At 67.7% G+C, this 25167-nt stretch carries 26 protein-coding genes and 1 tRNA gene; 11 read left to right on the forward strand and 16 right to left on the reverse strand.

What is annotated here, in order from left to right; genetic code table 11:
• Positions 1-100 precede the first annotated feature (100 nt).
• The 6 genes from ACGVWT_RS13720 to ACGVWT_RS13745 all read right to left on the reverse strand — a co-directional run bounded on the left by ACGVWT_RS13720 (position 101) and on the right by ACGVWT_RS13745 (position 4894).
• Positions 101-1102, reverse strand: coding sequence for a phage major capsid protein (locus tag ACGVWT_RS13720; protein WP_394426820.1), 1002 nt, complete (start codon positions 1100-1102; stop codon positions 101-103).
• A 54-nt stretch (positions 1103-1156) separates the two neighbouring features.
• Positions 1157-1519 (reverse strand): HK97 family phage prohead protease, encoded by a 363-nt coding sequence (locus tag ACGVWT_RS13725; protein WP_315460677.1) that lies wholly within the window; start codon positions 1517-1519, stop codon positions 1157-1159.
• Complete coding sequence (locus ACGVWT_RS13730) at positions 1516-1836, reverse strand: DUF6127 family protein (RefSeq protein ID WP_315460678.1); 321 nt, start codon at positions 1834-1836, stop codon at positions 1516-1518. Before ACGVWT_RS13730 ends, ACGVWT_RS13725 begins: the two co-directional genes overlap by 4 nt.
• Positions 1833-2936, reverse strand: a complete 1104-nt coding sequence (locus tag ACGVWT_RS13735) for a phage portal protein (RefSeq protein WP_315460679.1) — start codon at positions 2934-2936, stop codon at positions 1833-1835. The genes ACGVWT_RS13730 and ACGVWT_RS13735 overlap by 4 nt, the downstream gene beginning before the upstream one ends.
• 144 nt (positions 2937-3080) lie before the next feature.
• The gene (locus ACGVWT_RS13740) at positions 3081-4406 is read right to left on the reverse strand and encodes a terminase large subunit domain-containing protein (protein WP_315460680.1); all 1326 of its coding nucleotides are present in this window, start codon (positions 4404-4406) and stop codon (positions 3081-3083) included.
• A complete protein-coding gene (locus ACGVWT_RS13745; protein ID WP_315460681.1) occupies positions 4403-4894 on the reverse strand; it encodes a hypothetical protein in 492 nt (163 codons plus the stop codon). Before ACGVWT_RS13745 ends, ACGVWT_RS13740 begins: the two co-directional genes overlap by 4 nt.
• Before the next feature lie 271 nt (positions 4895-5165).
• Here ACGVWT_RS13745 and ACGVWT_RS13750 point away from each other — a divergent pair, with 271 nt between their 5' ends.
• Complete coding sequence (locus ACGVWT_RS13750) at positions 5166-5873, forward strand: PAS domain-containing protein (protein WP_315460682.1); 708 nt, start codon at positions 5166-5168, stop codon at positions 5871-5873.
• Positions 5874-5882: 9 nt separating this feature from the next.
• On the opposite strand, the gene ACGVWT_RS13755 is transcribed toward ACGVWT_RS13750, so the two are convergent.
• The 4 genes from ACGVWT_RS13755 to ACGVWT_RS13770 all read right to left on the reverse strand — a co-directional run bounded on the left by ACGVWT_RS13755 (position 5883) and on the right by ACGVWT_RS13770 (position 8054).
• A complete protein-coding gene (locus ACGVWT_RS13755; RefSeq protein ID WP_315460683.1) occupies positions 5883-6200 on the reverse strand; it encodes a hypothetical protein in 318 nt (105 codons plus the stop codon).
• A 93-nt stretch (positions 6201-6293) separates the two neighbouring features.
• The gene (locus ACGVWT_RS13760) at positions 6294-6479 is read right to left on the reverse strand and encodes a hypothetical protein (RefSeq protein ID WP_315460684.1); all 186 of its coding nucleotides are present in this window, start codon (positions 6477-6479) and stop codon (positions 6294-6296) included.
• 83 nt (positions 6480-6562) lie between these two features.
• On the reverse strand, positions 6563-7516 hold the full coding sequence (dapF, locus tag ACGVWT_RS13765; protein WP_315461016.1) for a diaminopimelate epimerase: 954 nt from the start codon (positions 7514-7516) through the stop codon (positions 6563-6565).
• Between the two features lie 106 nt (positions 7517-7622).
• Positions 7623-8054 (reverse strand): DUF6456 domain-containing protein, encoded by a 432-nt coding sequence (locus ACGVWT_RS13770; RefSeq protein WP_315460685.1) that lies wholly within the window; start codon positions 8052-8054, stop codon positions 7623-7625.
• A 93-nt stretch (positions 8055-8147) separates the two neighbouring features.
• Here ACGVWT_RS13770 and ACGVWT_RS13775 point away from each other — a divergent pair, with 93 nt between their 5' ends.
• Positions 8148-8711 carry a helix-turn-helix domain-containing protein gene (locus ACGVWT_RS13775; RefSeq protein ID WP_116460480.1) on the forward strand — a complete coding sequence of 188 codons (564 nt, stop codon included), beginning with the start codon at positions 8148-8150 and terminating at the stop codon, positions 8709-8711.
• Positions 8712-8891: 180 nt separating this feature from the next.
• Positions 8892-10739, forward strand: a complete 1848-nt coding sequence (locus ACGVWT_RS13780; RefSeq protein ID WP_315460686.1) for an ABC-F family ATP-binding cassette domain-containing protein — start codon at positions 8892-8894, stop codon at positions 10737-10739.
• A 9-nt stretch (positions 10740-10748) separates the two neighbouring features.
• Here the strand turns inward: ACGVWT_RS13780 and ACGVWT_RS13785 are convergent, their stop codons facing one another.
• Positions 10749-11840 (reverse strand): esterase-like activity of phytase family protein, encoded by a 1092-nt coding sequence (locus tag ACGVWT_RS13785; RefSeq protein WP_315460687.1) that lies wholly within the window; start codon positions 11838-11840, stop codon positions 10749-10751.
• 308 nt (positions 11841-12148) lie between these two features.
• Here ACGVWT_RS13785 and ACGVWT_RS13790 point away from each other — a divergent pair, with 308 nt between their 5' ends.
• The 3 genes from ACGVWT_RS13790 to ACGVWT_RS13800 all read left to right on the forward strand — a co-directional run bounded on the left by ACGVWT_RS13790 (position 12149) and on the right by ACGVWT_RS13800 (position 13818).
• Entirely contained in the window at positions 12149-12490 is a 342-nt protein-coding gene (locus tag ACGVWT_RS13790; protein WP_315460688.1) for a helix-turn-helix transcriptional regulator, read from the forward strand.
• A gap of 264 nt (positions 12491-12754) precedes the next feature.
• A complete protein-coding gene (locus ACGVWT_RS13795; protein WP_315460689.1) occupies positions 12755-13441 on the forward strand; it encodes a hypothetical protein in 687 nt (228 codons plus the stop codon).
• 26 nt (positions 13442-13467) lie between these two features.
• Positions 13468-13818, forward strand: a complete 351-nt coding sequence (locus tag ACGVWT_RS13800; protein ID WP_315460690.1) for a VOC family protein — start codon at positions 13468-13470, stop codon at positions 13816-13818.
• A 230-nt stretch (positions 13819-14048) separates the two neighbouring features.
• Here the strand turns inward: ACGVWT_RS13800 and ACGVWT_RS13805 are convergent, their stop codons facing one another.
• Positions 14049-14324, reverse strand: a complete 276-nt coding sequence (locus ACGVWT_RS13805) for a DUF3297 family protein (RefSeq protein ID WP_315460691.1) — start codon at positions 14322-14324, stop codon at positions 14049-14051.
• Positions 14325-14417: 93 nt separating this feature from the next.
• Positions 14418-14789, reverse strand: a complete 372-nt coding sequence (locus ACGVWT_RS13810) for a hypothetical protein (protein ID WP_116460473.1) — start codon at positions 14787-14789, stop codon at positions 14418-14420.
• A 313-nt stretch (positions 14790-15102) separates the two neighbouring features.
• Here ACGVWT_RS13810 and ACGVWT_RS13815 point away from each other — a divergent pair, with 313 nt between their 5' ends.
• Positions 15103-17424 carry a TonB-dependent receptor domain-containing protein gene (locus tag ACGVWT_RS13815; RefSeq protein ID WP_315461017.1) on the forward strand — a complete coding sequence of 774 codons (2322 nt, stop codon included), beginning with the start codon at positions 15103-15105 and terminating at the stop codon, positions 17422-17424.
• A gap of 375 nt (positions 17425-17799) precedes the next feature.
• On the opposite strand, the gene typA is transcribed toward ACGVWT_RS13815, so the two are convergent.
• Positions 17800-19641 (reverse strand): translational GTPase TypA, encoded by a 1842-nt coding sequence (typA, locus tag ACGVWT_RS13820; RefSeq protein WP_017980090.1) that lies wholly within the window; start codon positions 19639-19641, stop codon positions 17800-17802.
• A gap of 92 nt (positions 19642-19733) precedes the next feature.
• Positions 19734-20063, reverse strand: coding sequence for a hypothetical protein (locus tag ACGVWT_RS13825; protein ID WP_315460692.1), 330 nt, complete (start codon positions 20061-20063; stop codon positions 19734-19736).
• 520 nt (positions 20064-20583) lie between these two features.
• On the opposite strand from ACGVWT_RS13825, the gene ACGVWT_RS13830 reads away from it, so the two are divergent.
• The 4 genes from ACGVWT_RS13830 (at position 20584) to ACGVWT_RS13845 (ending at position 25039) form a co-directional block, all read left to right on the forward strand.
• Complete coding sequence (locus tag ACGVWT_RS13830) at positions 20584-20946, forward strand: hypothetical protein (RefSeq protein ID WP_315460693.1); 363 nt, start codon at positions 20584-20586, stop codon at positions 20944-20946.
• Between the two features lie 310 nt (positions 20947-21256).
• Positions 21257-22474 carry a toxic anion resistance protein gene (locus tag ACGVWT_RS13835; protein WP_315461018.1) on the forward strand — a complete coding sequence of 406 codons (1218 nt, stop codon included), beginning with the start codon at positions 21257-21259 and terminating at the stop codon, positions 22472-22474.
• A gap of 6 nt (positions 22475-22480) precedes the next feature.
• A complete protein-coding gene (locus ACGVWT_RS13840; RefSeq protein ID WP_315460694.1) occupies positions 22481-23224 on the forward strand; it encodes a hypothetical protein in 744 nt (247 codons plus the stop codon).
• A gap of 66 nt (positions 23225-23290) precedes the next feature.
• Positions 23291-25039, forward strand: coding sequence for a histidine kinase famiy protein (locus ACGVWT_RS13845; RefSeq protein WP_394426836.1), 1749 nt, complete (start codon positions 23291-23293; stop codon positions 25037-25039).
• Positions 25040-25051: 12 nt separating this feature from the next.
• Here the strand turns inward: ACGVWT_RS13845 and ACGVWT_RS13850 are convergent.
• Positions 25052-25127: transfer RNA gene (locus ACGVWT_RS13850), tRNA-Val, on the reverse strand.
• Positions 25128-25167: the final 40 nt, after the last annotated feature.

A 25167-nucleotide genomic window follows, 5' to 3' on the forward strand; every position in this document is an offset into this window, starting at 1 on the left:
CCCTCCCGGCCACCCACACGGTATCCTGATGGGTGGCCGGGAGGGGGAGCGGGCCGGAACCGCTTCAAAATTCGCTCTTCCGCGAATTTTCAGACAGCCATCAGGCGGTGGCGATCTTCATCAGCTTGATCGCCGCGCTGTCCGCGACGCAGCCGCCAACGCGCTTGGTTGCGTAGAAGCTGACGAACGGCTTGTTGCTGTACGGATCGCGCAAGATCGCCGTCTCACCGCGTTCGGCGATCAGATAGCCCGCCTGGAAATTGCCGAAGGCGATGCTGAGCGCATTGGCCGCAATGTCCGGCATGTCCTCCGCCTCGACCACCGGATAGCCGAGCAGCGTCGCCGGCTGCCCCGCCGCCAGGCTCGGCTGCCACAGCGGCATGCCGTCCGCGGTCTTGAACTTGCGGATGCGCGCCAAGGTATTGGCGTTCATAACGAAGCTCGCGCCTTGGCGGTACGGCGCGCGCAAGGCATGGACCAGATCGAGCAGCCGCTCGTCGGGCGCGGTGCCGAAATCCTCCGCGGCGCCCGACGGCAGATATTGCAGCGTGCCCAGCGGCCGCGTGGCATCCTTTGCGGTGGATACCGGCGCGGTCAGGAACCCCTTGGGCCGGTTGACCCCAGTGCCGCCGACGAACGCCGCCCCTTCGGCGCGCGCGAATTCGGTCGCGATCTCGCCGGCCAGCCACGCCTCGACGTCGAATGCCGCATCGTCCAGCATCGCCTGGCTGGCGGAGGGGTTGGCGTACAGCTCGCCCATCGGCGGCACCAGTTCGGCGAACACCGGGCTCGCCGTCTCCGGCCGCGCCGCCGTCTCCGCCGCCCAGCCCGACGGCGTGCCGCCGGTGGTGATCAGCTTGCGATAGCCCGCCGACCCCACCGTCACGACATTGGCGATCGCGCGGATCGGCGAGATGCTCTTCAGCACCTTGGCGATCTCGCCATCCACCTCGCGCGGCACGGCATAGCCGCCCGCATCGCCGGTGACGCCGGTATAGGCCTTCATCTCCAGCACCGTCCCGGTCCGCACGAAGCCCGCGAACGCTCCGTCCGCCTGCTCCACGCGCGCGCCATCCAGCGCCGGCCTTTCGACCACGTCCATACGTCTTCTCCTCGTTGAAACATTCTGAAGGCGGTGCCGGCCCGCCAACCAAATTCAGCCGACCTGCGTGATCCGCGCCAGCGGCTGCATCGGCACCGCCACCAGGCTCACCTCGGCCAGCGCCACGCGCAACAGCTCGCGCCGCGCGCCCTGCCGCGCCACCAGGGGCCGGTAGCCCACCGACAGCCCATCCACCGCGCGCGCCGTCACCAGCCGCGCAACCTCCGCATCGTCGACGACACCCTCGACCAGCAGTCCCCGCGCGTCCTCGGTCAAAACGTCGATCCGCCCCACCGGCGCCCCACGATGCTGCCACAGCAACGGCACGGGCCCCGCGCCCACAAAGGCCCCCGCCCGCATCACATCGCCCGCCCGGTCGACGCGGTCGAACACGGCGGCATATCCGGCGAATTTCACTCCAGCCACCCGCCGAACCCCAGCTTCACCGCCAGCCCCGTCAGCAGCAGCGCACCCGCCAGCCGCACGATCCACCCCGCCGCCGCTTTCCACGCCGATCGTTTGGCATCGCGCCAGGCGCCCAACAGCTCGCGCAGTTCGGCCAGGTCCCCCCGCGCCGCCTCGTCGGCCAGCCCCAGCCGGGTCAGCGCCCGCATCGCCGACAGCTCGCCCGCCTCCTCGGCGATGCCGCGCATGGTGGACAGGTCCGCGCCCTCGCGCGCCGCCTGCGCCATCAGCTGCGCCAGCACCCCGGTGTCCTGTCCCGCGCTGCTCATGCCCCCATCCCCACCATCGCGCGCTTCTCCTCCAGGCTCAGGAAGTCGGCGCCCGCCACGCTCCGCCACAGCCGCTCGCGATCCTCCGCCAGCGCCGGCACGCGATCCAGATCGACCGACAGCGCCGCCCCCTCGAACCAGCCCCCCAGCCCTTGCGCCAAGGCGGTCAAGATCGTCCCCGCCAGCGGCAGCACCGTCAGCCGCCACAGCGCCCGGTTCGCCTCGCGATAATTGGCGTAGGTCGCATCGCCCGGCAGTCCCAGCAGCATCGGCGGCACGCCGAACGCCAGCGCGATCTCACGCGCCGCCGCCGCCTTCAGCCCGACGAAGTCCATGTCGGCGGGCGACAGCGACAGCGCCTGCCACTTCAGCCCGCCTTCCAGCAGCATCGGCCGGCCGGCGTTGGTCGCGCCCGCGAACCCCGCCTCCATCTCCGCCTTCAGCCGCTCGAACTGTTCCGCCGACAGCGCCGCGCCGTCGCCCGGATCGTAGACCAACGCGCCCGACGGCCGCGCCGCATTGTCGAGCAGCGCCTTGTTCCACTTGCCGGCGGCATTGTGGACCGCAACCGCCCCCGCTGCCGCACCCAGGCACCCCATGCCGTAATGATCGTCGACGGGGTTGAAGCTGCGGATATGGATCACGTCCGGCCGCAGCCCCTCCGCATCCAGCCGCACCCGCCGCTCGCCCACCGCATAGCGATAGGCGGTCGGCCACCCGCCCGCGTCCACCTCGACGCTCACCCGCTCGGGCCGCAGCGCATACAGCGCGCCCACCTGCCCCTCGGAATCGCGCAGCACCTGCACATAGGCATTGCCGTGCAGCAGCAGTTGCGCCGCCACCGCCTCCAGCAGCACCTGCCCGCCCGATCGCGCCGCCACCAGCGCGGCCAGCTCCGGCACCTTCGTCGCCACCGGCGCGCCCGCGGTGCTTTCCGCCACCAGCTTCACCGCCCGCTGCGCAATGGCATTGCCCGCATAGGCCGCGCGCACCTGCGCCTCATACGACTGCGGCCACTCGCCCAGCGCTATGCCCCCGCCACCCCGCGACAACGCCGGCCGCGCGCCATCGCGCGCAGCCTTCCACCCGAACAACCGCATGTTGAATCTCCCCGAAGTCCTCCCCGGCACGGGGAGGTGACCATCGCGAGGCGATGGTGGAGGGGCAGCGCCACCGCCGCCGCCCCTGATTTTGTCATCCCGGCGTGCGCCGGGATGACGAGGAAACGCGGCCGACGGCCCGCCCTACAGCCCCCGCACGCCCGCCTTCCCATGCGGCCGCAGCATCAGCTCGCTCACCGCCCATACCAGAGCATCCGCGCGATCCGGCGAACGGCCCGGCCCCTGATAGCCGCCCCCGGCCACCAGCCCGCACATCTCGTCCTCCAGCGCGGCGAACCGCCCGCAATGCCGCACGCGTCCGCGCATGTAGAGCGTCGCCACCGGCTCGGCCCGCGCCACCTTCCCCCGGCTTGCGCGCACCAGCGTCAGCGGCAGCGTCACGTCGGCGGCCATCAGCACCGATCGCACCATCGCCCCGCCCTGATTGGCCTCCGCCACCACCCGGTCGGCGCGATGTTGCGCGGCGCAACCCGCCACCGCCCGCGCCCAGCCCTCGGGCGACGCGGCAGAGACGCTCGCATCGCCGAGCACATGCGCGACGCCGTCGCCGTCCAGCCCGACCGCGACGATCCCGCACGCGTCGCCCGCCGTGCCGTCCTCCAGTCCCCCCGCCGGCGGATCGACACCGACCACCACGCGCACCAGATCGTCGGGCACATCGCCCCGGCACGTTTCCAGCAGCGCGCGCGACCACAAGGCGCTGGCCAGATCCTCGACCATCTCGCCGTCCAGCTCCTGCCGCCCCAGCGCGGTGCCGGCATAGGCCTGTTCGATATGGTCGACGAACACCTGCGGCAGGAACGGATTGTCGCGCGTCGCCCCCCGCGTCTCGACCAGCCCCTTCGATCGCAGCACGCGCTTCATCAGATTGGTCGGCCGCGGCGTCGTCGTCACCAGCACGCGCGGGGCAGCACCCCGCCGCAATCCCATCATCAGATTGTCCCAGGCGGCATCGCCGCGTCGCCACTTGGCCAGTTCGTCGCACCAGGCGGCGCTATGCTCCGGCCCGCGCAGCTGCTCGGGCGCATCGGCCGAATAGACATAGGCGACCGCCCCGCTCGGCCAGCGCACCTCGCCCTTGTGGATCGTGTAGCGCGGCACCTTGCCCGTCTTGGCCACCGCGCGCAGCCCGCTCGGCCCGTCGATCATCACCCGCCGCACGTCCGCCTCGGTCGCGCCGACCAGCGCGATCGCCGCATCCTTGTCCGCCGCCAGCGCCGTCACCCATTCCGCACCCGCGCGCGTCTTGCCGAAGCCGCGCCCGGCGCGGATCAGCCAGATCCGCCAGTCCCCCTCCGGCGGCGCCTGTCCCGCCCGCGCCCAGCCGCCGATCCAGCGTTCCGACAGCTCGCGCCGTACGCCAAGGGGCAGTCCCCGGATGAAGCGTCCGCGCTCGGGCTCGGTCATCGCGACAAGCCGGGCGATCACGTCGATCGAACCGCCCGTCACGCGCCCTCCCCGAGGCGCTTCGCCTTCGTCGCAATATTGGACAGGCGTCGCAGGATAATCGCGTCGCTTTCCTCGCGGGTAGCGACCGTCCGGGTCGGGCCGCCACGCCATGGCTTACCCGCGGCACGGCTGGCGCGCTGCGCCATCAGGCGCAACGCCTTGTCCCAATCGAACGGCCGCCCCCTCGTCGACTGATCCGCGCCGACGTCGACGTCGGACGACAGGATCTGGCCGATCATGCTGATCTCGACCGACTGATATCCCGCCTCGATCGCGGCCGCCCACCCCTCGCCAAAGCGGGCACTGGTGCGCAGCCGATAATAGACCTGCGACGGATGCAGATTGATCGTGCGCGCAGCGGCGCTGATATCGCCCGTTGCGGCGAGATGGTCCAAGAACAGGCCCTCCAACGCGATGGTCCATCGCACCCGCCTGCCCCGCAACGGCAGACGCACCACCGCGACCTCGGTCGTTTCGCCGCTGTCCATGCCCCGTCTCCCCGCTCGTTCGCCCTGCCCCGAAACGCGGCGGGCCGAGCGCGGCGGGGATCGATCCCCGCCACGCCGGCCCGACTCGCAATTCTTCAGCGTTCCCGTTATGTACCTAATGAGCGTGACGATGTCAAGCGCTTTGTACCATATGGGTTAGCCGCGCGCAGCCTATCGCTGCATCGACACGGTCGGACACAAGATATGCTATCAAGCCACTATAGTCGGACAACGGGTTTCATTTTGCCACGAAAGGCCGCTATCGTAGCCTATGCCGTATCGTTCAGGACATATCGGCCATGCGCTGATCAATCGCCGCAGGGACATCGTCGATATCGACGATGGCTATGCCGCGCTCGTCGGCGTCGGGCGCGATGCGGTGATCGGACGTCCGGCCAGCGAATTCGCCCATCCGACCGAACGACTGATCGCCGACGCGTTCCTGCAGACCGCATGGCGTGATCCCAGCCAGAAGACGCATCGAGGCACGTTGCGCTGTATGCAGGCCAATGGCGGGGTCGTCTGGATCAACGTCACCGTCTCGCGGCTGGGCCAGGGCGATGCCGCCGTGCTCGTCCTCAGCGCCCGCCTGCTGTGCCGCCATGCCGAAACCGAATCGGTCCATGCCTATTGGCGGATGGCGCGGGTATTCCTGCACGCGGTCAGTGGCAGCAAGCGGGCGTTCGGCCCGGCACTGGCCGGCAATCCCGCCTGCGAGATCCTGTTGATCGCCTATCTGGCAGAGGCGGAGGCGAGCTCGGTGACGGCAGCGGAACTCGCCAAGCGGATCAGCACGTCACAGGCGCTTGCCAACCGCTGGATCCTGGCGCTGATCGACGCGGGCTTCGCCGAGATGGAGGCACCGGGCGCGCTCGGCCCTTCGACGCCCATTCGCCTGTCGCCGCTCGCGCTGTCGCTGATCGAGGCGCTGTTCAGCTCGCTCGGGTCGGAATTGCAGGGACCGCGCGTTCCCGCCTGAGCGGCACGCTCAGCCCCGCGCCTCGCGCAACCGGCGCAAGGCGAGCCGTGCGCGCGCCAGCCACCCGGCCGGCGGCGGTGGCGCCAGCGGGCGCAGCAACGGTTCGAATTCGTGCGGTTCGAACGGCACGCGCGACAGGTCGAGCATCAGCCCGGTCACGTCGCGGCTCAACGTCGCGTGATTGTCGGCATCGAAGGTCGCGCGCAACGCGACCGCCACCGGGTATAACTTCCCTTCCGGACCGTCGTCGGTCCGCGTGCCCGCCCGTACTTCCGTATCGCCCGGACCATGCCCACCGGGCGTCGGGTCTTGCGCCTCGTCCGCCATTCCTACCTCGCTGCCCTGCAACGCATGGGACTCGCGAGGGTTCACCCGGTCGGTGTCACGCCAAGCACGGCACCGGCCGGTCACCCCTCAGGGTCAGGCGGCATCGCCCTCGTCGGCAGGCGCCGCGGCGGGATCCTCCGGCGGCCCGCCATAGCAGCGGTCGAGATAATGGTTGGCGATGATGTAATGCGCGCGCACCGCCAGCGGGTGGGTGGCGCGCTGCGCCAGTTCGAGCTCGGTTTCGGCCCGGTCGTAGAAATAGTTCGAATCGTCACGCATCGTGATACTTTTCTCTAAGCGATACAGGAGGATGCGCCCAAAAGGACGGACCTCGCCTTCAACTGGATCAGGTCTGGGACGGGTCAGCGGCTCGCGGCATCGGCTAACTGCGCCCAGGCGGCGATCTCCGCATCGGCATGACCCTCAACGCGCAAGCTTCCCGCCTGCTCCGTCGCCAGGTCGACATCGACCGATCCGCGCCATTCCCAGGTCGCATTGCCCGACAGGCTGACCATCGCATCCTCGGCGACGACCGCACGCACCAGCCCGCCCTTGTTGAACACGGTGATGGGCGCGCCATAGGCCAGCCGCCCGGTCAGGCAAGCCGCAAAGCTGGACGCCGCCATCGCACTGCCGCAGCTGTCGGTCAGCCCGACGCCGCGTTCGAACGTCCGCACGAACAGATCGCCACCGCGCACTTCGACGAACGACACATTGGCACGATTGGGCAACCACGCCGGTGCCGCTTCGCACCGCTCGCCCACGGCGACCAGCTCCGCCTCGTCCACCGCATCGACGAACGTCACCAGATGCGGGTTGGGCATCGATACCGCGGTGAACAACCGCGCGGTCCCCAGCGGCGGCACCGCCGCCTGGACGATCCGCGGCCCGGCGCCGGTCATCGGCCACGCCGCCGCATCCAGCCCCGCCGGCCCCGCCGTCTCGCGCACCGTGTACACGCCCGGCGCCACATCGGCATCGCGCTCGACATGGGCCGTCGACGTCTTCAGCGACACGTCGGCGGCATCGATCCCCAGCGCCTCGAACCCCGCCCGCGCCACGCAGCGCAGCCCGTTCAGGCACGTTTCCGCCTCGCTGCCATCCGAATTGAACATGCGCATCGAAAACGCAGCATTTCCTTCGCCTTGGTCGAGCAGCAGCAGCCCGTCACCGCCCACCGGCCCGCGCCGGTCGGCCAGCGCCCGCGCCACCGCCGCCCACTCCGCGTCGCTCAACGACAGCGCCCGCGCGTCGATCAACGGAAAATCGTTGCCGGACCCATGGCATTTCACGAAGTCGAACCGCACTGCACCCATCCCGTCATCGGCACGTATCCGTGCCACTTATGTTCTTCTCGGCGCGCGCCCTACACCCGCGCGCGCCGTCAGGCCAGCCGATAGTGATCGGCCAGCCGGCGGGCCGTCAGGCCAGCCGGTAGTGATCGGCAATCCGGTCGAGCGCCAGCGTCAGCACCAGCCGCCCCGATCGTACTGGCCAGCCGAGCGCCTTTTCCGCCACCGGCAGCGCCTCGCCCGCGCAGATCGTCCGCCACGCGATATCGGACAGGCCCTTGCCCGCCGCGTCGAGCGCCGCATCGAACCGCCGCTTCGCCGCAATCTGCGCGGTCGTCGGGTCCAGCCCCTCGCCCGCCCCGCCGTCGACACGCGCACTCCACCGCATCGTCACCCGCGGGCCTAACGCCGCCGTTTCGTAATCGCCACGCAGCCGCTCGCCCGCCTCGAACTGTCGCGCGTCTACCATCCCGCGCGCCTTCAACCACCCCAGGGGTGATTCCGCAACGTTCACGCGCACCCGCCGCGCATCGCCGATCGTCCGCTCCACCAGCTCCCGCATATCCCGCGCTCCTTCGCTTTCCGAGTCGCGGGGGCTTGCCATATCGCGCACGTTGTAGGACAGCGAAATAACCACACTGGTTAGAGAGCCGCCATGATTACCGCGATCCGTCAAGTACGTAGGGCCAAGGGACTGACCCTCGAAGAGGTCGCGCAAAAGTGCGTCCCTCCAACAACCGCGCAGACGATCGGCCGTTTGGAGACGGGCACGCGGACGGTTTCGGTCGACTGGCTGAACCGCATCGCCGCCGCGCTGGAAGTCGCACCCGCCGATCTGGTGACTTTGCCCGAACGTACCGCGCTACCGGTCGCGGCGACGCTCGACAGCGACGGCACCCATGTGCCCCGCCGCGAAATGACGCTCCCCGCGCCGCAGCCGAGCAACGGCGGCATCGCCATATCGGTGACGGGCAGCGTCGGCGACTATCGCGCCGGCGACGAAATCTGGTGCGACCTGCGCGCACCCGACGGTTTCGCCCAGGCGCTCAACCGCGACATCCTGCTCCCCGAACCCGCCGGCCGCTTCCTGTTCGCACGGCTGATCGGCATCGATGGCGAGGCACTGCTCGTCCTCCCCCCCACGCCCGCCGCCCGCCCCGTCTCGATCCCCTCGCCCCCCTGGATCGCGCAAGCCGTCCGCCTGATCCGGTCGCTGTAAAGGGTTCACGCAAAGCCGCGAAGCCGCAAAGGGCGCGCGCCGCAGGCTCTCACCCGTCAGCCCCCTTTGGGCACCCCGGCGGCGCCGACCCCCACCCTCTTTGCGCCTTCGCGTCTTCGCGTGAAAACCCCGTCTTCCGGCCCGCTTTAGCTGCAACGCAACATCTGCTATGGGCCGGCCATGCTCAACCTCAACGGCATCACCGTGCGCCTCGGCGGCCGCACGATCCTCGACGGCGCATCCGCGGCGCTGCCGCCCGGCAGTCGCGTCGGCCTGATCGGTCGCAACGGCGCCGGCAAGTCGACGCTCGTCCGCGTCATCGCCGGCATGCTCGAGCCCGATGACGGCAGCGCCGACATGCCCAAGGGCGCGCGCCTCGGCTATATCGCGCAGGAAGCCCCCTCGGGCACCGCCACGCCGTTCGACACCGTCCTCGCCGCCGACGTCGAGCGCGCCGCGCTGATGATCGAATCGGAGACGTGCGAAGACCCCGACCGGCTCGGCGACGTCTACGAGCGCCTGATCGCGATCGACGCCTATACCGCGCCGATGCGCGCCGCGCAGATTCTGCTCGGCCTCGGTTTCGACGAAGAGATGCAGCAGCGCCCGCTCGACAGCTTCTCGGGCGGCTGGAAAATGCGCGTTGCGCTCGCCGCGCTCCTCTTCTCGCAGCCCGACCTGCTGCTGCTCGACGAGCCGTCAAACCACCTCGATCTGGAAGCGGTGATGTGGCTCGAGGATTTCCTCGTGAACTACAAGGCGACGATCGTCGTCGTCAGCCACGAACGCGATTTCCTCAACAACGTCGTCGACCACATCCTGCACCTGCAGAACGGCAAGATCACGCTCTACGCCGGCGGCTACGACAGCTTCGAGCGCCAGCGCGCCGAACGCATGGCACAGCTCGCCGCCGCCAAGGCGAACCAGGACGCGCAGCGCGCCAAGCTGCAGGATTACGTCGCCCGCAATTCGGCCCGGGCCTCGACCGCCAAACAGGCGCAGAGCCGGCAGAAGATGCTCGCGAAGATGCAGCCGATCGCCGAACTCGCCAACGATCCGACGCTGTCGTTCGACTTCCCCGATCCCAGCGAGCTGCGCCCGCCGCTCATCACGCTCGACATGGCGTCGGTCGGCTATGCCGAAACCCCGATCCTCAAGCGCCTCAACATGCGCCTCGACCCCGACGATCGCGTCGCGCTGCTGGGCCGCAACGGCAACGGCAAGACCACGCTCGCCCGCCTGCTTGCTGCGCAGCTGACGCCGATGGACGGCGAGATGAACGCCACCGGCAAGATGAAGGTGGGCTATTTCACCCAGTATCAGGTCGAGGAACTCGACGCCGACGACACACCGCTCGAACACATGACCCGCATCATGCGCGGCGCCAGCCCTGCCGCAGTGCGTGCGCAGCTCGGCCGCTTCGGCTTTTCGGGCGACAAGGCGGTAGGCAAGGTCGGCAAGATGTCGGGCGGCGAAAAGGCGCGCCTCGCCCTCGCCCTCATCACCCGCGACGCGCCGCACATGCTCATCCTCGACGAACCGACCAACCACCTCGACGTCGATGCGCGCGAGGCGCTGATCCAGGCGCTCAACGCCTATACCGGCGCCGTCGTGCTGGTCAGCCACGATCGCCACATGCTGGAAATGACCGCCGATCGCCTCGTGCTGGTCGACGGCGGCACCGCGCGCGAATTCGACGGCAGCCTCGACGATTACATCGCCTTTGTCCTCGCCGGCGACAAGCAGCCCGACGACAAGAAGGCCAAGAAGGACAAGGCCAAGCCGATCGATCGCGACGCCGACAAGGCGCGCCGCAAGGCGATCCGCGATGCGGAAGCCGAGATCGCCAAGCTCACCACCGAACGCAACGCGCTCGATCGCGCCATGTTCGATCCCAAGACCGCCGAACCGCGCTTCGCCAAGCTCGCCATGAGCGACCTGATGAAGCGCCGCGCCGACGCACAGGACCGTATCGACGCGCTCGAAGCGCAATGGCTGGAGGCGACCGAGGCGCTCGAGGCGGCGTAACCCGCCCCTCTACCGCAGCGGGTCCGCCCCCGGCCAGGCGAAGGCGAGGAACTGCGTCACCTCGTCCTTGCTGAAATTGTCGTCCGCCACCAGGATCAGCGTGCGCCGCCCGCCTTTCAGGCGCGGGCCCCACGCCATCCCCTCCAGATTGTCGATCAGCACGCCGTCATAATGGCCGGGCAGGTCGAGCAGCACCTCGCGGGTCATCGGCACCGCGGCGCAGCGCGGCAGCGCCGGGCAGGACAGCACGTCGGTGGTGTCCTCGGCGATCCGGGACAGGACGATCCGCGCGTGCACGCCCTGGTGCGCATCGAAGGGCGCGACGCGCTCGATCGACAGGAAGCGCCGGTCGTCGATCGCCAGCAATTCCGACACGCTGTACGGCGCATCCGGCACGTCATAGACATATTGGCGCAGCGCCCGCCCGGTGCGCGGATCGAAGCGGGTCAGGCGATGCAGCGCAGGCCCATTCGCCGTCCCGTCCTCATACGCCGGCACCTCGTTGATCGCGAACACGCCCCCCTTGGGTCCGATCGCCAGCCCTTCCAGCACGCCGTTCGATGCCGCCCCGCGCGTGCGATTGTCCGCATAGAGATAGGCCGACGGCAAACGGAAGTGTCGCAGCACACGCCCGGCCGCGTCGCTTTCGTAGATCGCCGGTTGCACCCGCAGCCCCGGGTCCGCGCTCCACGTCCCCTCGGACGACCACAGGACGTGCCCCTTCGCCAGATGGCGGATGCCTTCGGGATCGACGACTGGCCGGTCCATCGGGAAGGGCACGCCCCGCGCGTCGCGCAGCGACGTCTGGCGTTCGACCCGCACCGTCATCGCGCGATGCGCCGAATCGAGCCCGATCGCGAGCCGGTAGAAGCGCGGCGGGCGGCCATCGCCCTTGTCGTCCGAGATGGCGAGATACTGGTCGCCGGTCAGCCGATCGAGCCCCGACAGTCCGCCGATCGTGATCCCGTCGAACCGGCTGTCGAATGGGATCTGCGTCGCGCCGATCAGCTCCAGGCCCGGCTCGCTGGCGACCGCCGGCCCGGCCGACAGCATGAGCCCGCCCGCCACCATCGCCATCACGGCACGCCCTGCCCGGCCCATTACCACCTCCGACGCTCGTCCAGTCCACACGGTCCGTCACCCCCGACGTCCCGGGCCAACCATGCCGCCGCATTTTGACGGTTTTGCGTCCATCCGCGCCGGCTCCGCGCGACAAGGCAAAGCGTCCGCGCATCGACCGGGCATGCGCCCCAACGCGGCCGATGCCGCGCGCCGGAGATCGATGGCAACGATAGCGTTGCCTAACCAATGCGTGTCGATCATAAGCAACCGCAGGGTTGCCAGCATTGCAACCGTTCGGTTGCCCTGTCGGCATCCAGACGGTTGCCTGCGCAACCGGGAGGTTGCCGATGTCCGTTCCGCCGTCCGTCGCCAAGCCCGTGCAGGCCGCGCGGCTGTTCGCCATTCTCGGCGATCCCACGCGGCTGCTGCTGCTCGTCACGCTACGCAGCGGCATCGCCCGGCCGATCGCCCGGTTGGCGACCCATGCGGGCATGACCCGCCAGGCCGTCACCAAACATCTGCACCTGCTCGAACAGGCGGGCCTCGTCACCCGGACAAGCGCGGGGCGCGAAACCCACTATCGCTATGTACCAGGAACGCTCGACGTCGCGCGCCAATATCTGGACGCGATCGCAGGCCGATGGGACGCCATGGCCCCGCCGACAGAGCCCAACGTACCAGATCGGTAACCCTGCGCAACCCTCTTGAGGCACACGTTCCCGACAACCGCCGCCAATATGGTTAATGAGCGCCTGGCCATAGCCTGACCGACTTATCGCCCGTACGCCTCGCCGCCATCGCCCAACCGCCCCCCATTACCGCCGCCCGCGCGCCGGCCAAGCGAACCACAGCCACCCCCGCCAGCGCGCCCCGCGGTCACCAACGACGTTCAGCAACGCGCAAGATTGAACCGCGCAGATTGCCCGCGCCTCGTCCGCGAAGGATGCATGCCCATGCCGCTGCTCGCTCTGCTCCTCGTCGCCGCCTCCAGCCCCGCCGCGCCTCCGCTACCGGTCACGATCGACCTCACCCGCCCCTTCGCCACCCGCACCCCGTGGCGCCTCGCCGCGACGCAGGGGCCTGCCATCCCCGATCCGATCCTCGGCGACGGCACCGTCCCCGGCCCGATCCGGCTGTGCCTCGGCCATCCCGGCGGCGCCTGCCAGCCCGATGCCGCGCGCCTGCTCACCCCATCCGGCGGCGCCGATCCCTATGCCGAGGCGCACGACCTGCTCGCCGCGCGCATCGTCCGGCCTCATGGCACCGCCCCGCTGCTCCTCCTCCGCGTCGGCAGCCTGCACGGCGCCAACGGCGACCAGCGGATCGCCACCGCGCTGTTCGCGTACGACCGGACCGCCGACCGCTTCGCGCCCGTCTTCACGCACCAGACCGGCCGCAACAACAATCAGGAGGTGCGCTATATTGACGCCGGCCCGCTCGCTGGGGACGTGATCGTCGCGGAGCCGACCCGCACCGCCCCCTTCGCTTATTGGATCACCGTCAGCGCCCCCGGCACCGGCGCCCACCCCTATCGACAGCTGCTCCGCTATCGCAGTAGCGTGCGCTACGGCGACGGCGATCCCCGCCCGGTCATCGATGCGGAGATGCCTGCGATCCTGCGGCACCTGCCGAAGCGATAAGCCGTCCCTGCAGGAGGCCGATCCCGATGTCCCATCATGTCGTCGCCATCGTGCCGAGCAGCGATCTCGCCGCCAACACTGCTTTCTACGCTAGGCTAGGCTTCACCCTCGCCGCCGACTGGGGTGAGTATCGCATCCTGGAGGATGGCCGCGGCTGGCACCTCCACCTCCGCCACGCCCCCGGCTGGCCGGCGAAGGTCGAGGACAATCCCTTCGGCCTCTACCTCTATGTCGACGACGTCGACGCGATCGCCGACCGGGTGCGCGAGCTCATCATCCTGCCCGACACCCCGCACGCCACCCCCTGGGGCACCTACGAATTCGCGGTCAGCGATCCCACCGGCGTCCTCGTCCGCATCGGCCGCATCCTCGACTGACGCGGCGGGCGCGTCGATCCACCCACCCCAAACGTCATCCCAGCGCAGGCTGGGATCTTCCGGTAACAGCACGCGACCCGAGCCGCGAGAGACCCCAGCCTCGCTGGGGTGACGGTTTCGGGGGACGATCGTCACCCCTGAAACCCCTCCGTCGCACGCCCATCGCCCAGCAAAAAGGGCGCAACGGTTCCCCGCCACGCCCTCACGGTCTGCCAGTCGCGATCGGGGGCTCAGCCCTCGGCGCTGTCCTCGCCCTCGGTCCCCGGCGCGGGGCGTTCGAACCACGCCTCGACCTCGCCGGTCAGCTTGATCGTCAGCGGGCGGCCGTGGCGATCGACCTTCTTGCCCAGCGCGACGCGGATCCAGCCGGCGGCGCGGTCATATTCCTCGACGTCGTGGCGCTGCTTGCCCTTGAAGCGGATACCGATGCCGCGCTCCAGCGCGGGCTGGTCGAAATAGGGGCTCGACGGGTCGGTCGACAGGCGATCGGGGGGCGTATCGGTCATCCGCGCGCGCTTAACGCCAATGGCGCGCGCCCGCCACGAAAAAGCGGCGCGGGCATCGCTGCCCACGCCGCCTTCCCGACGAAACCGCTGCTATTAGTAACCGTAGCCATATCCGTACGACGGATAATTATAGTTATAGTAGCGCTCGCGCACCACGACCCTCGGCGGGGGCGGCGGCGGCGGCGGCGCATAATAGCGGTCTTCATAGACGACGCGCGGCGGGGGCGGCGGCGCATCGTAATAATAGCCGCGATCGTAATAGCGCGGACGGTTGCTGCTCGCGATCGCCGCACCGATACCCAGGCCCAGCACGCCGCCGATCAGCGCACCGGCAACGGCATCGCCGCCACCACGGTTATAATGACGATAGCCGCCCCAGCGCTGCGCATCGGCCGGCGCCGCAGCGGTCAGCGCGGTCGCGGCAAGCGCCACACCCAATCCTGCCTTCTTGAAAAACCCGTTCATGACGAACCTCCTCACTGACGACGTCCGGGTTGGGCCAAACGCACAACGGTCCGAGCGTGTTGCCTGTGCTCTAGGTGATTCGGGCTGAACCGAGCCGGAATGCGGCGTTCATCCGGCGTTTACCGTCCGGCCGGACACAAATGTTCACGAAGACGACACAATCCGCGCTTAGTCGCGCGACAGCCGCAGGGGGCATCATCCGACACGACGGGCATTCGCGAACGGGATCACCCGCGCGCCTGCCACGCGAGCATGGCCCCCCTTGCGCCAGACCATAAAGGGGAAATTCGTGACGTCTCGCCTGCTCAAGACCATGCTGCTGCTCGGCGCCGCCGGCCTTGCCGCGCCCGCCCTCGCCCAGACGGCGCCCGCGCCCGCCACCCCGGCCGACGCCGCGCCGCAGGCCGACACCGGCGATCTCGGCGACATCGTCGTCACCGCCGAACGCCGCAGCGAAAACCTGCAGCGCGTGCCGCTCTCGGTCGCCGTCGTCGGCGGGCCCGAACTGCGCAGCCTCCAGTCGGGTGGCGAAGACATTCTCGCGCTCTCGGGCCGCGTCCCCGGCCTCTATGCCGAAACCACCACCGGCCGCATCTTCCCGCGCTTCTATATCCGCGGCCTGGGCAACATCGACTTTTACCTGGGTGCCAGCCAGCCCGTCTCGATCATCCAGGACGATGTCGTCCTCGAACATGTCGTCCTGAAGTCCAATCCCGTCTTCGACGTGCAGCAGGTCGAAGTCCTGCGCGGTCCGCAGGGCTCGCTGTTCGGCCGCAACACGACGGCCGGCATCATCAAGTTCGATACGATCAAGCCGTCGCAGACCTGGCAGGGCCGCGTGTCGGCGTCGGCGGGCAGCCTCGGCACCTTCACCTATGACGCCGGTGTCGGCGGTCCGATCGTGCAGGACAAGGTCGCCGTCCGCCTGTCGGGCCTGATGCAGCATCGCAACGACTGGGTCGACAACACCTTCGCCGGCTACAGCGCCGACGGCACGCGCACGCCGCAGAAGGATGCGATGGGCGGCTTCACCGAAAAGGACGTGCGTTTGCAGGTCCTGCTGACGCCGACCGACGCCTTTTCGGTCAACGTCTCGGGCCATGCGCGCGGCTATCACGGCACCTCGACGATCTTCCACCGCGCCGCGCTGAAGAAGGGCTCGAACTCGGTCTCGGCCGAACCGCGCGACCGCATCGCGCTCGACGAAGGCAACGACAACCCGCAGGATTACGACACCTACGGCGCGTCGGTGAACAGCGCCTATGACTTCGGTCCGGTCACGCTCACCTCGATCAGCGCGTACGAGACGACCTCGGGCTACAGCCGCGGCGATACCGATGGCGGCGCGGCGGTGAACTATCCGTTCAACGGCCGCCCCAACGGCTACGGCCAGAGCCAGGGCAACATCCGCGGCCTCGATCAGTATACGCAGGAAGTCCGCCTCGCCTCGGCTGCGGGCCAGCGTTTCACCTGGCAAATCGGTGGATTCTACTTCAACCAGAAGGACACCACCGAATTCTACCAGCGCACCTACTTCCTCACCGGCCCGGATGCGCTCGGCAACACCCGCAATCCCAACAACTGGGTGCGTCTGCGCGACGTCAACACCAGCTGGGCCGCCTTCGGTCAGGCAAGCTTCAAGGTGACGCCGGACTTCACCATCACCGGCGGCGCGCGCTATACCGAGGACCTCAAGAAGACGGCGCTTGTGAAGCCCGTCTATGACGTCACCGGCACCGTCGACCAGTTCCGTCGCTTCAACCCCACCGCACCGACGTCGGTGCGCCTCGAGGGCAAGGAGCCGAGCTGGGACGTCTCGGCGCTCTACGCGATCGACGGCCAGAACAGCGTCTACGCCCGCGTCGCGCGCGGCTTCCGCGGCCCGACGATCCAAGGCCGCTCGGCCGTGTTCAACTCGCCGTTCAGCACCGCGAACAGCGAAACGATCACTTCGTGGGAAGTCGGGTCGAAGGGCCTGTTCCTCGACGGGCGCCTACGCATCAATTCGTCGCTGTTCACCTATGTCGTCAACGACATCCAGCTGAACGGCAATGACGTGAACGGCAACGGCGTGCTGTTCAACGCCGACAAGGCACGCGCCTATGGCATCGAGATCGACAGCGAATTCCGCCCGATCCCGAACCTGACGCTGACCCTGGGCGCCAGCGCGCTCGCCTCGAAGATCCGCGACAAGCGCGTCTATGCGCAGGTCTGCATCCTCAACGGCGTGGTCGTCTGCACGGTGCAGAATCCGACGATCAAGGTCGGCACCAACACCTTCGCGGCGGTCGACGGCAACCCGCTGCCCAACGCCCCGCGCTGGAACCTCGACGCGACCGCCCGTTACGACGTGCCGCTGTCGAACGGCGGCAAGCTGTTCGCCGCGACCGACTGGAACGTCCAGGGCTACACGAATTTCGTGCTCTACAAGACCGCGGAATTCTACGCGAAGGGCAATTTCGAAGGCGGCCTGAAGATCGGCTACACCACGCCAGACGACAATTACGAAGTCGCCGCCTTCGCCCGCAACATCACCAACGAAAAGAACCTGAAGGGCGTGATCGAAAACTACATGGCCGCGGTCTTCAACGAACCGCGCATCATCGGCGTCTCGGTCAGCGGCCGCTTCCGCTAAGCGATCGTTACCGACGGCAAGGGGCGGCACCACACGGCGCCGCCCCTTTTTTGTGCCCGCGGGTCCCGCCCACCCGTCACCCGAGCCGAAGAGCCAGGGTCCCCTTCTCCTTTTCCGCGGAGTCTCAAAGCGGGCTCCCCGGCCCCAACCCAAGACAACGGCGACGGCAGGCACCCTCACGCCACCCACCCCGTCACCCCGGGCTTGACCCGGGGTCCCGCTTTTAGAGGCGGCGGAAAAGAAGAAGCGGGACCCCGGGTCGAGCCCGGGGTGACGGATCGGGCGAAACCACCAGTCCGCCCGCCCCACCGCGCACAAAAAAAGAGGGCGCCCGATCGCTCGGACGCCCCCTCCTCGAACCAAAGCCTGAAAGCCTTACGCCGCCATCTTGGCGCGCGACGCCTTCTTGCGCTCGTGCGGATCCAGGTGGCGCTTGCGCAGGCGGATCGACTTCGGCGTCACCTCGACCATCTCGTCGTCGTCGATGTACGCGATCGCCTGTTCCAGCGTCATCTTCTTCGGCGGCGTCAGGCGGATCGCATCGTCCTTGCCGCCCGACGCACGGAAGTTCGTCAGCTGCTTCGCCTTCATCGGATTGACCTCCAGGTCATCCGTCTTGGCGTTCTCGCCGATGATCATGCCTTCGTACAGCGCCTCGCCGTGGCCGACGAACAGGATGCCGCGGTCCTCGAGCGGGCCGAGCGCATAGCTGTTCGCTTCGCCAGCCCCGTTCGAGATCAGCACGCCGTTCTTGCGGCCTTCGATCTGACCCTTGTGCGGACCATAACGCTCGAACAGCCGGTTCATGATGCCGGTGCCGCGCGTGTCCGACAGGAACTCGCCATGGTAGCCGATCATGCCGCGCGACGGCGCGGAGAAGGTGATGCGCGTCTTGCCGCCGGTCGACGGACGCATGTCGGTCAGTTCCGCCTTACGCAGGTTCATCTTCTCGACGACGGTGCCCGAATGCTCTTCGTCCACGTCGATGATGACGGTTTCGTACGGTTCGGTCTTCTTGCCGTCCTCGTCCTCGCCGAACAGCACGCGCGGGCGGCTGATGCCCAGTTCGAAGCCCTCGCGGCGCATCGTCTCAATCAGCACGCCGAGCTGAAGCTCGCCGCGGCCGGCGACCTCGAAGCTGTCGCGATCGGCGGCTTCGGTCACCTTCACGGCGACGTTCGATTCCGCCTCACGGAACAGGCGGTCGCGGATCATGCGGCTCGTCACCTTGCTGCCCTCGCGACCCGCCATCGGCGAATCGTTCACCGCAAAGCGCATCGACAGCGTCGGCGGATCGATCGGCTGCGCGTGCAGCGGCTCGCTGACGGTCGTGTCGGCGATCGTGTTGGCGACCGTCGCGACGGTCAGGCCGGCGAGGCTGATGATGTCGCCTGCACTTGCTTCATCGACCGGCACGCGGTCGAGGCCGCGGAACGACAGGATCTTGGACGCGCGGCCCGTCTCGATGATGTTGCCATCGGCGTCGAGCGCGTGGATCGCCTGGTTGGTCTTCACCGTGCCCGAATTGACGCGACCCGTCAGGATGCGGCCCAGGAAGTTGTCGCGGTCCAGCAGCGTCACCAGGAAGGTGAACGGCGCGTCCTTGTCCAGGTTGGGCGGCGGCACGTGGTTGACGATCGTCTCGAACATCGGGATCAGCGTGCCTTCGCGCGCGTCCATGTCGGTCGAGGCATAGCCGTTGCGGCCCGAGGCATAGAGCACCGGGAAGTCGAGCTGCTCGTCATTCGCGTCCAGCGACACGAACAGGTCGAACACCTCGTCCAGCACTTCCTGGATGCGCGCGTCGGGACGGTCGACCTTGTTGACGACGACGATCGGCTTCAGGCCCAGCGCCAGCGCCTTGCCGGTCACGAACTTCGTCTGCGGCATCGCGCCTTCCGACGAATCCACCAGCAGCACGACGCCGTCGACCATCGACAGGATGCGCTCCACCTCACCGCCGAAGTCGGCGTGGCCGGGCGTGTCGACGATGTTGATGCGAACGGTCTCGCCACCACCCGGAGGGGCCCAGTCGACCGAGGTCGGCTTGGCGAGAATGGTGATCCCGCGCTCCTTTTCGAGGTCGTTCGAATCCATCGCGCGCTCTTCCACGCGCTGGTTGTCGCGGAAGGTGCCGGACTGGCGGAAGAGCTGATCGACCAGCGTCGTCTTGCCGTGATCGACGTGCGCGATGATCGCCACGTTGCGGAGGCTCATGGGAATTCCTGATCTATAGGGTATCGCGGGCGCCCATAGCCGAAATGTTGCGTCGCGGGAAGGGGGCGGGGAAACCCAGTCCGGCCCGAGGTTCAGACGCCGTAATAGCGAGCGACCGTCACCGTCCTAAGGATCGATCCACACGCGAATATGCCAAAGACGAGGAAGGGGATGACGAGCTTGGAGCCACGGGAGGGCACTCCCCTCCATGCGCTGATCGGCATACTCAAGCTGCCCGCGCAGCAAAACAGCGGAAACACGAATAGAAAGGTCGTACTATCTTCGGATTTTGCCGGCCGACTGTTGTCATAGACCAGGTTATACAGATCCGCGACGTGCGGAATGTGCAACCAGACCCGCCAGGCAGCGGCGAGCAACATCAGACTGAACGCCAACATCGCGCCACCACATTTCAGCGCCATCCTCGTTTCCATGTCTATCGCCCCCGTCACGATCCCGGCTGCACATTCCTCGGAGCGACAGCAAGCGATCATGCAGATCGTCCGGAAACGCGTCTTCGGGATCGAGCGGCGCCACACCTCGCAGCGTCCCGATCAGGCCCGGCCGGGGTTCCGACTTGATGCTGAGCCGGTCGCCATCCGTTTGGATAGGTACGCGACTGCCGGCGCACTCGGACTCCGCTGAGATGCGGACCGCATGGCTGCCGTTATTGCGAAAGAGCTTCGCCGCCCGAACAGTACGATTAGTCGCCGGTTCTGCCAAATCACCCTCCTGAGGATGCGCCATGTATATACCACGGAGCACCCGCAACCCAAACGTCCAGAGGCTCCGACGAGTCCTCACCTGATGTCCGCTTTGCGTGGAAAGCGGACGATGCCCTCACGTAATCTGCACCGCGTTCCGATAGGTGTAGGCGTTCTCAGAATGCGAGCGGGGGAACGCGCAATGCAGCGAAACGGTGTGCATTAAGGTATTGGCTGCATGGCCACCCTTCCGGCAGCTGTCATCGGCTTCGCTGGACTAACCGACGGCATCGGCCCGAAGGGTTGGCGTGGTTTTGCCGAGGTATTCGGGTGGGCCGTGGCGTGTCTGCTCACGGCCATACTTGCTGCCTTCGTGCTTACTCGGGCAAGTCGTGTCGGCACTCTGGCGTATATGCTCTCGTTGGCAACGGTCGCCGGCATGGGCGCGCTCGGATACAGCCTACTCGAATGGCTAGGCCTTGACGCGCCAACGTCAGCAAAGGCGTTATTCACATCCTCACTGCAAGTGCTTGGAGCGTTTGGAGCCGCGATCAGCGTGATCTTGGTTGCCAACGTTTTTTGGAAAAGGGTGACGACCTAATGTCCGCAAGTGGACGAATTTAGTCTCACTTCTCTGGAGTAGCCCACCAGTTGGACACGCCTCTGTCCTACACGCCCCCGATCCGCTATACTCCCGCGATGGCCACGCCCACCCTCGCCCTGCCCTCTGCCGGCAGGCGCAGCACAGGTGGCGTTTCGGGACGTAACGTACCGTCCACTTCGTCCACTTCCGCGGCCCGAATCACCTCCTGCCCCGCGTCCAAGCGTATTATTCAAATGACACACTTGAACCCCGCCCCCGCAACCGGCACATTGCGGGGCAACGGGCCGATGCCCGCTGGAGGACGATGATGGCGACGAGCGCCGATACGCTGAGCGCACCTACGCAACCGGGGCTGGTGCTGACCCCGCCCGATCCCGTGCCGACCGTACAGGCCGAGCGCGCCGCCGGGCTCGTGCCGATCGACGATACCAAGAAGACGCAGCTCGAAGCGCGCGTCGACACCTTCGTCCGCGATCTCGTCGCCGAAGACGTCAACAGCCCCGAATTCGGCAAGCGCGTCGATGCGATCACCGCAATGGGTGCCAAGGAAATTCGCGAGGCGGCGGGCCAGTCGAACCGCTTCCTCGATCGGCCGATCCGCGCCATGGACAAGGAGAGCGGCGTCGGCGCCGATCTCGCACAGCTGCGCCGCGTGATCGAAGACCTCGATCCCGGCCGCAAGGGCGCGCTTAGCGGGCCGAAGAAGATCTTCGGCATCATCCCCTTCGGGTCGAAGATGCGCGACTATTTCGAAAGCTATCAGTCGTCGCAGACGCACATCAGCGCGATCCTGAAGAACCTTGCGTCCGGCAAGGACGAGCTGCTGATGGACAATGCCGCGATCGATACCGAACGCGCCAATCTGTGGGGCGCGATGGGCCGCCTCGAACAGATGATCCACCTCAGCAAGGCGATGGACGCCAAGCTGGAGGAAACCGCCGCCGATCTCGACCACACCGATCCCGCCAAGGCGAAGGCGATCCGCGAAACCGCGCTCTTCTACACGCGCCAGCGCACGCAGGATCTGCTGACGCAGATGGCGGTGACGGTGCAGGGTTATCTCGCGCTCGACCTCGTCAAGAAGAACAACGTCGAACTGGTGAAGGGCGTCGATCGCGCCAGCACCACCACCGTCTCGGCACTGCGCACCGCGGTGACCGTGGCGCAGGCGCTGACCAACCAGAAACTGGTGCTGGAATCGATCACCCAGCTCAACACGACGACCGCCAACATCATCGATTCGACCGGCAAGCTGCTGCGCAGCAACACCGCCGCGATCCACGAACAGGCCGCCGCGTCGACCATCCCGCTCGAAACGCTGCAACGCGCCTTCCAGAACATCTATGACACGATGGATGCGATCGACACGTTCAAGATCAAGGCGCTCGATTCGATGAAGACGACCGTCACCGCGCTCGGCAGCGAGGTCGAAAAGTCGAAGGGCTATATCGCGCGTGCGGAAGGCGCCGCGCAGGGCGCGCTGAAGGGTCCCTCGGCCGACAGCTATCGCCTGGAGTCGCTGTAAACGATCATGAGTGAGGTCGACGAACAGATCGCCCGCGCCCGCGCGACGATGGCCCGGATCAGCGAGGAATATCGCAGGCCGGTCACCGAAAAGCTCGGCACGGTGTATCGCGCGCACGGCAAGCGGCTGAAGCGCAAGGCGGTGGGTGTCGGCACGCGCTTCGCGATCATCTGCGCGGTCAATGCGATCATCCTGATCGCCGCCGCAGTGGCGGGGATGGTCGTGCCGCTCGGCCTGTTCGGCGGCCTCGCCGTCCTGCTGCTGATGGCGGCGGTGACGATCGCCATCGCCATCGCGCCGGCCGCCCGCGCGCCGAGCGAGAGGGTGTTGCGCGAAACCGACATCAAGACTTTGCCCGCCAAGACCGAACGCTGGCTCGATGCGCAGCGCCCGATGCTGCCGGCGCCGGCGCGCGGGCTGGTCGACCAGATCGGCGTACGGCTCGAAACGCTGTCGCCGCAGCTCGGCCGGCTCGATGGCCGCGAGGAAGAAGCGTATGAGGTCCGCCGCCTGATCGGCGAACAGCTGCCCGCCTTCGTCACCGATTATGCGCGCGTCCCCGAACCGCTCCGCCGCGTCGAGCGAAACGGCCGTACGCCGGATGCCGAACTCGTCGCCGGCCTCAGGCTGATCGAGCAAGAGATCGCCGACATGACCGCGCGGCTGGCGCAGAGTGACCTCGACAGCCTGTCCACGCGCGGCCGCTATCTCGAGATCAAATATCGCGACGAGGGCGGCAATCGCTCATGACGGGTAAAATAATGCCGGTACGGTCGCGACTTGCGTGTTGGCGTTCGCTGCGGCATGCCCGAATCCATGGATGACGACACCCAGCGAACCGCGTCCGACGCGCCACTGATCGGACAGGCGACCGGGGTTCCCTCCGCAGGCACGATCGACAGCGGGCACGACGATCCGATCGGCCGCCCCGGTCTGCATCACTGGCGCGAAAGCACGATCACGCGCCCCGGCCTCGACGATCGCGGCAACGTCTTCTTCGCCGCGATCGAGATGACGCGGATGCCGATGATCCTGACCGATCCGAACGCGCCCGACAATCCGATCGCCTTCGCGAACAAGGCGTTCCTCGACCTCACCGGCTATGAGGAAGCCGAGGTGCTGGGCCGCAACTGCCGCTTCCTGCAAGGCTCGCAGACCGATCGCGGGGCCGTCGCCGAATTGCGCGAGGCAATCGAGGCACGTCAGTCGATCGCACTGGAATTGCTCAACTACCGCCGCGACGGCTCGCCCTTCTGGAACGCGGTCTTCATCGGCCCGGTTTACGACGTCGAGGGCAACCTCCTCTATTTCTTCGCCAGCCAGCTCGACGTCACGCGGCGCCGCAACGTCGAACAAAGCTATCGCCAGGCGCAGAAGATGGAATCGATCGGCCAGCTCACCGCCGGCCTCGCCCATGATTTCAACAACCTGCTGCAGGTGGTGAACGGCAACCTCGACCTGCTGTCCGCGGTCACCGACAGCGACAAGGCCAAGCGCTACGTCGCCGCGGCGCAGTCGGCCGCCGAACGCGGCGCCAAGCTGACGCGCCAGCTGCTCGCCTTCGCCCGCAAGACACGCCTCGAACCGCGCGCGATCGACCTCAGCCACCTCGTCACCGAATTCAGCGAAGTGATCGAAAGCTCGGTGTCGAAATACGTCGACTTGCATCTCAGCCTGCGCCGGGGTCTGCCGCACGTCGTCGTCGATCCCGATCAGCTCGAAATGGCGCTGCTCAACATCGTCAACAACGCCCGCGATGCCATGCCCAATGGCGGCGAGGTGACGATCGGCACGCGCCGCCTGTCGCTCACGCCCGAAACCGCACGCGAACTGGCGCCCGGCGACTATGTCGTGCTCGAGGTGAAGGACGAGGGCACGGGCATGCCGCCAGAGGTGCTCGAGCGCGCGGTCGAACCGTTCTTCACGACCAAGGGCGTCGGCCAGGGCACGGGCCTCGGCCTCGCCATGGCCAGCGGCTTCCTGCGCCAGTCCGGCGGCCGCCTCGATATCGAGAGCGAAGACGGTCGCGGCACCAGCGTCATGATGATCTTCCCCGTCGCGCGCCCCACCGAAGAGGCGGCGACGTCCGATGCCAGCGTCGATGCGCTGAACGCGGCACCGGCGCAGCCGCGCGGCTATGTCGAACATGTGCTGATCGTCGAGGACAATGACGAAGTTCTGGCGGTCGCGAGCGAAATCCTGACCAGCGCGGGTTATCGCGTCACCACCGCGATTAGCGGCGAACAGGGCCTCAAGACCTTCGAAAAGGTCCATCCCGACAACCATATCGACCTGCTGTTCACCGATCTGGTGATGCCGGGCGGCATGAACGGCCTGATGCTGGCCGATGCGGTGATGGAGCGCGATCCCAGCGTCTCGGTATTGCTGACCACCGGCTATAACGAGGAATTGGTCGTCAACGGCCCGCGCAAGCGCGCCACTGACGTGCTCAGCAAGCCCTATCGACGCACCGAATTGCTCGACAGGGTGCGCCAGGCGCTCAACCGGCGCGGCAGCGGCGGTCCGCGGCGGACGCCGTCGGACTTTGGAGCGGCGCAGGCCTGATCATCGGGGGGATGGTGGGCGCTGACGGGCTCGAACCGCCGACCCTCTCGGTGTAAACGAGATGCTCTACCAACTGAGCTAAGCGCCCCCTCTCGAGGATGTCCGCCCTGCCAAAGCCGGAGCGGAAC

It is taken from the genome of Sphingomonas sp. S6 (assembly GCF_043498045.1).
In the GTDB taxonomy this organism is placed as follows: domain Bacteria; phylum Pseudomonadota; class Alphaproteobacteria; order Sphingomonadales; family Sphingomonadaceae; genus Sphingomonas.

Bases quoted from the DNA above. Each gene is read 5' to 3' on its own strand.
- ACGVWT_RS13720 (WP_394426820.1), bottom strand. From the start codon at position 1,102: ATGGACGTGGTCGAAAGGCCGGCGCTGGATGGCGCGCGCGTGGAGCAG.
- ACGVWT_RS13730 (WP_315460678.1), bottom strand. From the start codon at position 1,836: ATGAGCAGCGCGGGACAGGACACCGGGGTGCTGGCGCAGCTGATGGCG.
- ACGVWT_RS13735 (WP_315460679.1), bottom strand. From the start codon at position 2,936: ATGCGGTTGTTCGGGTGGAAGGCTGCGCGCGATGGCGCGCGGCCGGCG.
- ACGVWT_RS13745 (WP_315460681.1), bottom strand. From the start codon at position 4,894: ATGGACAGCGGCGAAACGACCGAGGTCGCGGTGGTGCGTCTGCCGTTG.
- ACGVWT_RS13750 (WP_315460682.1), top strand. From the start codon at position 5,166: ATGCCGTATCGTTCAGGACATATCGGCCATGCGCTGATCAATCGCCGC.
- ACGVWT_RS13755 (WP_315460683.1), bottom strand. From the start codon at position 6,200: ATGGCGGACGAGGCGCAAGACCCGACGCCCGGTGGGCATGGTCCGGGC.
- ACGVWT_RS13760 (WP_315460684.1), bottom strand. From the start codon at position 6,479: ATGCGTGACGATTCGAACTATTTCTACGACCGGGCCGAAACCGAGCTC.
- dapF (WP_315461016.1), bottom strand. From the start codon at position 7,516: ATGGGTGCAGTGCGGTTCGACTTCGTGAAATGCCATGGGTCCGGCAAC.
- ACGVWT_RS13770 (WP_315460685.1), bottom strand. From the start codon at position 8,054: ATGCGGGAGCTGGTGGAGCGGACGATCGGCGATGCGCGGCGGGTGCGC.
- ACGVWT_RS13775 (WP_116460480.1), top strand. From the start codon at position 8,148: ATGATTACCGCGATCCGTCAAGTACGTAGGGCCAAGGGACTGACCCTC.
- ACGVWT_RS13780 (WP_315460686.1), top strand. From the start codon at position 8,892: ATGCTCAACCTCAACGGCATCACCGTGCGCCTCGGCGGCCGCACGATC.
- ACGVWT_RS13785 (WP_315460687.1), bottom strand. From the start codon at position 11,840: ATGGGCCGGGCAGGGCGTGCCGTGATGGCGATGGTGGCGGGCGGGCTC.
- ACGVWT_RS13790 (WP_315460688.1), top strand. From the start codon at position 12,149: ATGTCCGTTCCGCCGTCCGTCGCCAAGCCCGTGCAGGCCGCGCGGCTG.
- ACGVWT_RS13795 (WP_315460689.1), top strand. From the start codon at position 12,755: ATGCCGCTGCTCGCTCTGCTCCTCGTCGCCGCCTCCAGCCCCGCCGCG.
- ACGVWT_RS13800 (WP_315460690.1), top strand. From the start codon at position 13,468: ATGTCCCATCATGTCGTCGCCATCGTGCCGAGCAGCGATCTCGCCGCC.
- ACGVWT_RS13805 (WP_315460691.1), bottom strand. From the start codon at position 14,324: ATGACCGATACGCCCCCCGATCGCCTGTCGACCGACCCGTCGAGCCCC.
- ACGVWT_RS13810 (WP_116460473.1), bottom strand. From the start codon at position 14,789: ATGAACGGGTTTTTCAAGAAGGCAGGATTGGGTGTGGCGCTTGCCGCG.
- ACGVWT_RS13815 (WP_315461017.1), top strand. From the start codon at position 15,103: ATGCTGCTGCTCGGCGCCGCCGGCCTTGCCGCGCCCGCCCTCGCCCAG.
- typA (WP_017980090.1), bottom strand. From the start codon at position 19,641: ATGAGCCTCCGCAACGTGGCGATCATCGCGCACGTCGATCACGGCAAG.
- ACGVWT_RS13825 (WP_315460692.1), bottom strand. From the start codon at position 20,063: ATGGCGCTGAAATGTGGTGGCGCGATGTTGGCGTTCAGTCTGATGTTG.
- ACGVWT_RS13830 (WP_315460693.1), top strand. From the start codon at position 20,584: ATGGCCACCCTTCCGGCAGCTGTCATCGGCTTCGCTGGACTAACCGAC.
- ACGVWT_RS13835 (WP_315461018.1), top strand. From the start codon at position 21,257: ATGGCGACGAGCGCCGATACGCTGAGCGCACCTACGCAACCGGGGCTG.
- ACGVWT_RS13840 (WP_315460694.1), top strand. From the start codon at position 22,481: ATGAGTGAGGTCGACGAACAGATCGCCCGCGCCCGCGCGACGATGGCC.
- ACGVWT_RS13845 (WP_394426836.1), top strand. From the start codon at position 23,291: ATGGATGACGACACCCAGCGAACCGCGTCCGACGCGCCACTGATCGGA.